6 protein-coding genes are annotated in these 8,236 nt (G+C 43.7%); all 6 read left to right on the plus strand.

Going from position 1 to position 8,236, the window contains the following annotated elements:
- On the plus strand, positions 1–213 hold a 213-nt coding region (locus tag BUB85_RS20075), incomplete at its 5' end, for a zinc ribbon domain-containing protein (RefSeq protein WP_143160807.1).
- 160 nt (positions 214–373) lie between these two features.
- Positions 374–562 (plus strand): hypothetical protein, encoded by a 189-nt coding sequence (locus BUB85_RS20080; protein ID WP_143160808.1) that lies wholly within the window; start codon positions 374–376, stop codon positions 560–562.
- A 149-nt stretch (positions 563–711) separates the two neighbouring features.
- Positions 712–1,854 carry an aldo/keto reductase gene (locus tag BUB85_RS20085; protein WP_073113271.1) on the plus strand — a complete coding sequence of 381 codons (1,143 nt, stop codon included), beginning with the start codon at positions 712–714 and terminating at the stop codon, positions 1,852–1,854.
- A 210-nt stretch (positions 1,855–2,064) separates the two neighbouring features.
- Positions 2,065–2,508 (plus strand): MarR family winged helix-turn-helix transcriptional regulator, encoded by a 444-nt coding sequence (locus BUB85_RS20090; RefSeq protein ID WP_073113272.1) that lies wholly within the window; start codon positions 2,065–2,067, stop codon positions 2,506–2,508.
- Entirely contained in the window at positions 2,508–3,917 is a 1,410-nt protein-coding gene (locus tag BUB85_RS20095) for an MDR family MFS transporter (RefSeq protein ID WP_073113273.1), read from the plus strand. The genes BUB85_RS20090 and BUB85_RS20095 overlap by 1 nt, the downstream gene beginning before the upstream one ends.
- 699 nt (positions 3,918–4,616) lie before the next feature.
- A partial coding sequence (locus BUB85_RS20100) for a collagen binding domain-containing protein (RefSeq protein ID WP_084534163.1) occupies positions 4,617–8,236 on the plus strand: 3,620 nt, incomplete at its 3' end.

The raw sequence follows: 8,236 nt of genomic DNA on the forward strand, positions 1-8,236 counted from the left end.
TATAAACTTGCAGATCGCGGAAAACAGCTGATGGTTGTTGATAAATGGTATCCATCCTCCAAAACTTGCAGTCGATGTGGGAGCGTGAAGGAAATATCATTGGAACAGAGACGATATATATGTAAGTGTGGAATGAACCTGGATCGAGACTTAAACGCAGCGATCAACATTAGAAAGAAAGGGTATGAGATGTACTGCCAAATGGCAGCATAAAAAATGTTACTTAATAAAACAAACAAAAAACTGTAGGGCAGGAACTGTCCAAACAGTATAATCTACGCCTGTGGAGTAAGCATAAGACCAGCATTTATTGTGGCGATTTACGCCGAAACAGGAAGCATGTGACTTCAGTTATGTGAGGGTTCACGGGGAAGTGAGAAAACTGATTCAGTTGGTTTGGAAAAAAGTTCAAAAAGGACAGAGCTGTGCAGAGATTGCAGATGCATTGGAAGAAGAGGAAGCCTATATTGAACGCCTCGTAACTGCGGTGGGCCACTATGCATCAGAGTACAATGAGGATGCGATTTATGAGGAACTAAGTGGAAATGCTGACAGGTTATAAGTGTTTGGTATAAAAGTAATATGAAAATAAAAGCGGTTATGTTTTTTTTGTATTGCACTATATTCAAAATAAGTATTGGACAAAAAATGAAGAGTCATTATAATAAAAAAGAGCAGCGATGATTATATATTTGCAGGAGGATATAGCACATGGAATGGAGCAGGAAAAAATTAGGATTTGGCTTGATGAGATTACCGTCACTGGATAAGGATGATGCGTCTAAGATAGATATAGAGCAGGTAAAAGAGATGGTAGACACATTTATCGAAAAAGGGTTTGCTTATTTTGACACCGCATGGATGTACTGTGGATTTAAAAGCGAGAATGCAGCAAAAGAAGCGCTGGTAAGCCGTCATCCAAGAGACAGCTATACTTTGGCTACGAAGTTACATGCAGGATTTCTGGAGAATAAGATGGACCGGGACCGTATTTTTAATGAGCAGAGAGAAAAGACGGGGGTAGAGTATTTTGACTTCTATCTGCTGCACGACATCAATTCCCACAGCATTGAGACTTACAACAAACTGGATTGTTTTAAGTGGCTTGTGGATAAAAAGGAACAGGGTCTGGTAAAGCATATAGGATTTTCGTTCCATGACGGTCCGGAACTGCTGGATAAAGTGCTGACAGAACACCCGGAATTTGAGTTTGTACAGCTTCAGATCAACTATCTGGACTGGGACAGTGTTGGCGTCCAATCCCGCAAATGTTATGAAGTTGCCGTAAAGCACAACAAGCCGGTGATCGTAATGGAACCTGTAAAGGGTGGAACACTTGCGGATGTGCCGGAAGAAGTGGAAAAGATGTTCAAAGAATATGCACCGGAGCGTTCTGTTCCTTCCTGGGCAATTCGCTTTGCTGCCAGTCTTGATAATGTAAAACTGGTATTATCCGGTATGTCTGATATGGAGCAGCTGCTTGATAATACAGGATATATGAGTGATTTTCAGCCGATCAATGCGGAAGAAGAGGAACGAATCCAAAAAGCGGTAACAGCAATTAATTCCACGATTGCCATTCCCTGTACCGGATGTTCCTATTGTATCGATGGATGTCCGATGAAGATTCAGATTCCAAAATATTTTTCACTCTATAATGCGGATCTTCAGGAGACAGAAGGGAAGGCGTGGACACCACAGGGAGAGTACTACAATAACCTTACGAAGACATTTGGAAAGGCAAGCGAGTGCATTGCCTGCAGTCAATGCGAAGGAGTCTGTCCGCAGCATTTATCCATTATTGATTATTTAAAAGATGTTGCGGAACGCTTTGAGGCAGCGGAGGCAAAGTAGTAGAATTAATAATTATCTAAAATAAAGTGCAGACGAACGATCACACAAATTGGTGTGGTCGTTTTTTACAGCCCCATACTATTTTGTGGGGGTTTTGCATTTCGCCTGACAGGAGAACTCTTCAGATTTTTTTGAACATATTGACATTCCAGATAAAATATGTTTTAATTACTAACGGCATTAGCAATCAAAAAACAATAGGAGGATATCATGGATAAGAAAGCATACATAGAGGAATTTGCAGCATTACAGCAATCTCTTGCGAAATTAAAAAATGCATCGATTCTGACGGAATCGGTCAAGGGAGAGAATTACGTGCTCCGTTATTTGACGAAAGCGGAGGCAGATGTGAACCCAAAAGAAATAAGTAAGATTCTGAACGTCAGCTCGGCGAGAACCGCAGTGATTCTGAAAAATCTGGAAAAAAGAGAGTTGGTCAGGCGCTATCAGGATCCAGACAGTCACAGACAGACTCTGGTGAAGATATTGCCTGCAGGAATTGAAAAGAATCTTCTGATGCAGAAAACATTCGAGAACAGTGTGTCGGATTTGATTGACGCATTGGGAGAAGAGGATTTCAGACAGTACATGGAGCTTAAGAAAAGAGTTCTGTCCTATTATGAACAGAAGCAGTCAGGAAAGAAGGAATTATAATGAACGGCAATATTGTGACCAATAAAAGAAGAACCTTGATTTTTTTAAACATTTTGATTTCGTGTATCGCATCCTCCATGCTTGCGACCGCACTGACAACGGCTCTGCCAGCCATCACCACAGACCTGCATATCGGCGTATCGACCGGACAGTGGCTGACCAGCGGCTATTCGCTGGCGATGGGAATCACCATGCCCCTGACAGCATTTCTGATTACCCGGTTTCCCACAAAGAGATTGTATCTGACTGGAATGAGCGCTTTTATTGCGGGGCTGGTGATTTGTACCATCGCGCCTACATTTCTCATTATGATGTGCGGACGGGTATTGCAGGCTGTGGGGAACGGCATCATGACGGCAATGGCACAGGTCATTCTCCTGACCATCTATCCCATTGAAAAGAAGGGAACAATCATGGGATGGTATGGACTTTCGGTGAGCGCGGCGCCGGTCATCGCACCGACACTTGCCGGTGTCCTGATCGATCTGACCGGATGGAGAAGTATCTTCTATGTTGCCATAGTGATTATGAGCATCTCGTTTGTATTTGGGATATTCGCATTTGATGACGTGTTAGATACCTGCAGGAAAAAGTTCGATGTAGTCTCTTTTGTTCTGAGCGCATTTGCGTTCGGAGGGATTACGCTCGGAATTGGCAATATCAGCACATATGGACTGTTCAGTGCACCGATCATGGCGGCGCTGCTGATCGGTGTTGTTGGAGGGATTCTGTTCGCTTACCGGCAGTTTCATATCGACCAGCCGTTCCTGGAACTGCGGATCCTGAAATACAAAGAGTTTACATTGAGCGTGCTCGGCAGCATGCTGTTGTATCTGGTAATGATGGGCTCTTCTGTCATTATGCCGGTCTTTGTGCAGTCCATACTGGGATTTTCGGCAACGACCTCCGGGCTGGTGACGCTTCCGGGATCTCTTGCGATGGCAGTGTTCAGCCCGATGGCCGGGAAAATGTATGATAAGCTGGGAATGAAGAAGCTGTTTGTGACAGGTGCGGCATGTATGCTCCTCAGCAATCTGGGAATGGTCTTTGTGACGATGGAGGTGCCGCTGGTGATACCGGCAGTGCTGAATGTGATCCGCTGTGTGTCGATTGGATGCCTGATGATGCCTCTGGTGACCTGGGGGACCAGCCATGTGCCCGCTCATCATACCGCCGATGCGACGGCACTGCTGGCTTCGCTCAGAACGATTGCGGGCGCAATCGGTGCCGCGGTCTTTGTTGGAATTATGACGATGGCTGCCAAAAAGTCTGCTGCTACATATGGAGCGCATGCGCTGATCCACGGGCTGAATATCACATTTCTTGCAATGTCCGCAGGAACGCTTTGTCTGCTGGCAATTGCAGTATTTCTTGTGAAGGGAGAACAAAAGAAGAATCATAAAATATAAAAGTATAACGAGGATTTTTTTCATAAAGAGTGTATTTTTTTCACAATGTAATTGAAAAAAAAGAAAAAATGTGCTATAGTGTCTCCTCAAGTAATACTAAAAAATGACTGAGATAATATCTAAAAAATCGTCATTCTCAAGTATTTAAGAGTGGGAACAAAACACATAGTCCTTTGAATAGACAGCGAACTTTTAATCATACACAGAGGTGAATAAAATGGCTTATAATAAGAGATCCGATTTTGGATTCGGCAGAAAAAATTCAGTGAGCAGAAGTAAAAAAGCATATATTTTTTCGGGAAGAGAGCATAGAGGAATAGGTTAGGAAGATGCTGAAGAGTTAGGCAAGTATAGTTCCATTCATGGCAGAGTTCTTTATAGAGAAGTTGCCGAAAAGGGATAAAGCATAGCGTTGAGCTGGGTGTTGCAGTCTGAGAACACTTCATATTGCTTTGGTGCCTTATGTTTGGGACTAATTTGCAGGTAAAACCGTCATTACCCTTTGGGTCGTGGCGGATTTTTTAATTATAGGAAATTCCTTCGAACTTCCTATAATAAGAAAACGCTCCGCGGGGTTCGTGACTGCTGCGGTAAATTCTTATGAAAACAAACCGAAATTACGGTTTTATATAGATTTTAAAGTGTTTTTGAAAAACACAGGACAGTAACTGAGTAAAGCACGGAAAGAGGAAGAAAGACATGAAAAAAAGCTTGAAGAGATGCATCAGTATATTGCTGTTGTGCGCGATGGTGTTTAGTTCGTCATCTTTTACAACATTAGCATATACAGGTGAAACAGACATGACAAATATGCCGGCAGCAAACAAAGAGAATGATGCAGCCGCATCTTCTGTCGGACAATCTGATACCGACGTGAAATCAGTAGATTCTACGGAGGCGGAGAGCACATCGGTAGAACGATTTGCAAACTGGCAGGATGAAAAGATTATTGTAACATTACAGAATGATGTAACTGTTATTTTTGAGGATGGGACAGAGATGTCCGTAGAAGAATTTCAGAATCAAGGTGGAGAACTTCTGGAGGGAGAAGTTACAATCACCCGCGATGAGCTGAAAGCACAGAATGAGGCTGAAAAGAAAGCTGCAGAAGACGCAGCAAAAGGCGAGACAGCAGAGCAACCGTCTGCAGAGGATATCGCAGCGGCCACAGAAGGTGATGTGCAGGCAATAGGCGAGGATGAAAGCGCAGTGCAGGCCACAGAGAAAAATCTGGAGGAAACTGCAAGCTCTGTAACTGCAACGATTAAGATTAACGGTACAGAAGTGAAACCGGGACAGCCTGTAAATGTGAAGTACGGTGATGTTGCTGTAGTTCTCGGTTGGGCATTCAGCAATGATACCGTAATTGTAAAAGGTGATTCTTTTACCTATCAGCTGCCGGTCAAGATCAATTTTACGAACGATTCGGGCGAATTGAAAAATGGCGGAACGACAGTTGGAACTTATAAGATTGAAAACAGCATGATTACGCTTACGTACACTTCTGAGAAATTCTGTCAGGAGTCTGACCGCAGCGGTACACTTACATTTTCCGGTCAGCTTACAAAGGATGCTACCGGCGGAAACAACGGAGGAGATGCCTCTTTTGAATTTCCAGGTGTCGGCAGCTTTCCGGTAACGGTTGACCGTGAGAACGGCAATGATGGCATTCGTATAGCAAAGAGTGATGCATCAAAAGTAGAGGGCGCAGGAAATGAGATGAAGAGATCATTCATCTTGACTGTTACCGCAACAGGTGAGCAGAACAATGTGGTCATCACAGACACTATGGGGCAATACCTGCAGTTGGATACATCTTCGGTGAAATTCTATTCCGATGCGGACTGCAGCCAGCAGGTCACTGATGGCATCACTCAGACAAGCGTTTCTGCAAGTGGATTTGAATACAAAGTAGCTAAGATGACAGACGGTCAGAAACTGTATGTGAAATACACCGTTACTTTGGACAAAAATGCATACAAAGGATCATCGGATGATGACCGCCGCAATACCGTTAAGGTGACAAGCACCGAGGATCCAAATGGCGGCAGTGACAACAAGGTGGTTCCGGTGAACAAGACCTGGGGCTATAAAGATGGTGCTTATGATGAGCAGAACAATGTGATCAATTGGAGCATATTCGTAAATAATAATGGTGATTACCTGGATATTTCCGGAACGAAGGTAAAGGATACACTGGGGGATAATCAGACATTTGTAGAAGGATCATTTAAAGTACAGGAATGTGCATATCCATATGAAAGGGATCAGTTTGTAGATTCCGCTATCGATATGACCTGGGAGAAATTGAGCAGCGCAGATGGATATACATTCCCGAATGGTTCTGATAAGAAATATAAGATCACTTACCAGACAAGACCGACTACGTCGTCAGATATATCGAAGATAGAGATTAAAAATACCGCAACAGTAACTCCATTAGGCGATGGCAGCCCACAGGATTATGACAAGACCGTGGGGGTCGGAAAAGACTGGACGTATATTACAAAATCTACGGTTACTTCGGACAATAAGAGCAAGGAAGTAGAGTGGAAGATTACCGTTAATGTCCCGAAGGGTGGATTGAACAACCTGAAGGTAGAGGATCAGCTCTGGGATGCGAGCGGAAATGATATTACATATAAAGAAGGAAGCTTCGTGCTCGATGCTGCTGAAACAACTTCGGCAGGTATAAAGAACCCTCCTGTTATTTCAACAGATAATGAAGGACGCTATAATAACGGCAGCGATCATTCACAGAATATCTGGTTTGATTTTGGCAATGCAGGTGAAGGTAAGATTGTGTTCACAATCAAGACCGTGATGAACAATGAGCCAGTTGCCACCACAACGTATCACAACAATGCAGATGTGTATGTGGACGGCACAAACAAGGGCCACAGCTACAGTGAGTATACATATAATGTTGACCAGTATCTGAGCAAAGGCTATGAATGGGGCGGCCCAGGCTGGGAGCAGGGCGTACTCAACTGGGTACTGTTCCTCAATAAGCTGCCGGAAACAGCAGAAAATGTTACGATTACCGATACGATTCGTGTCACACAGGGTCAGGCAACCGTCACTTATGTGGACGGCTCTGCAACAGCATATGAGGGTGGTACGCAGCTGTCGTATCCGGTGGCTGTTGCAGTGAACGGAGCTACATTGACGTTTACACTCTCACCTGAACTGGTGGCATATGCAAAAACGCATGAAGTGAAAATCAAGTATCAATATCAGGCGGCCGCAGATAACACCAATTATAATGAGTTTAAAAATAATGCGCATATTACAATTGATGGCAAAGATGGTGAAAATAAGGAGGCAACCAGTAACTGGACAAAGCAGAATGTTCTGGACAAATCAGCAGAGTATACCGGCAAGACTGCACCGGATGTAAAATACACGATTAAAGTGAATCCGCAGGCACTTGATCTTGTCAAAGACAGTGATATGCTGACTCTGTCCGACACGTTAGGATCGGCTCTGGCCTTCCAGATCGGTTCACTGAAACTGGATGGAGAGACTGTCACAAGCGACAAATATGATTTCGATGCAGGGAAGAGAACGCTGACGATGCAGGTATCTGACAATGCAGTGCATACAGTTACTTACACGGCAAGAGTGGAACTCGCTGCAGGCGACAGCTTCACTGAGCACAATGGATTAAACAGTTGTAAACTTTCCGGGGTATCAGCAAGCGGAAATGAAACTTCAAATGAATTAACAGGGGTAGTAAAGTCCAGCAGTGGAACATCTACTTCCAGCGGTGTATCCATTGTCATCTATAAGCATGCAGAGGATGTATACGGTGATGCACTGGGTGATGCAAAGTTTGAAATATATTCTTATAAGTTTGACAAGACAAAGAATCAGTTGGATGCAGGCACGAAAAAGGGTGAATACATAACCAGTAATAAGAGTGACGAATCTCAGACGGATTTGGAAAATAAAGGATATAAGACAGCTGATGGTCTTTTGAAGGATACGGTCTACAAGGTGGTTGAGACTGAGGCACCAGGGGGCTATAATCTGAATAAAACACCGCAGTATGTAGTGTTCCCAGGACAGGATAAAATTGACTGGGCAAATATTACAGTCAAGGATGCAAAGGGAAATGATATCGAACTTACCGTTGTTGACGGCAATAAAACAACCATAACCTGTTCATTCGCGAACAAAAAGATTCCGGTCGAAAAAGAGGTCGTGATCAGCAAGGAAGATATCAACGGAAAAGAAATCGCCGGAGCAGAACTGAAGATCACGAAGAAGGATGATACTTCATTCGAGGCAATTACCTGGACATCCGAAGAAGGAAA

The organism is Hespellia stercorisuis DSM 15480 (genome assembly GCF_900142165.1).
GTDB lineage: Bacteria > Bacillota > Clostridia > Lachnospirales > Lachnospiraceae > Hespellia > Hespellia stercorisuis.

Excerpts from the sequence above, each read along its gene's own strand:
- BUB85_RS20085 (WP_073113271.1), top strand. The coding sequence starts at position 712 with ATGGAATGGAGCAGGAAAAAATTAGGATTTGGCTTGATGAGATTACCG.
- BUB85_RS20090 (WP_073113272.1), top strand. The coding sequence starts at position 2,065 with ATGGATAAGAAAGCATACATAGAGGAATTTGCAGCATTACAGCAATCT.
- BUB85_RS20095 (WP_073113273.1), top strand. The coding sequence starts at position 2,508 with ATGAACGGCAATATTGTGACCAATAAAAGAAGAACCTTGATTTTTTTA.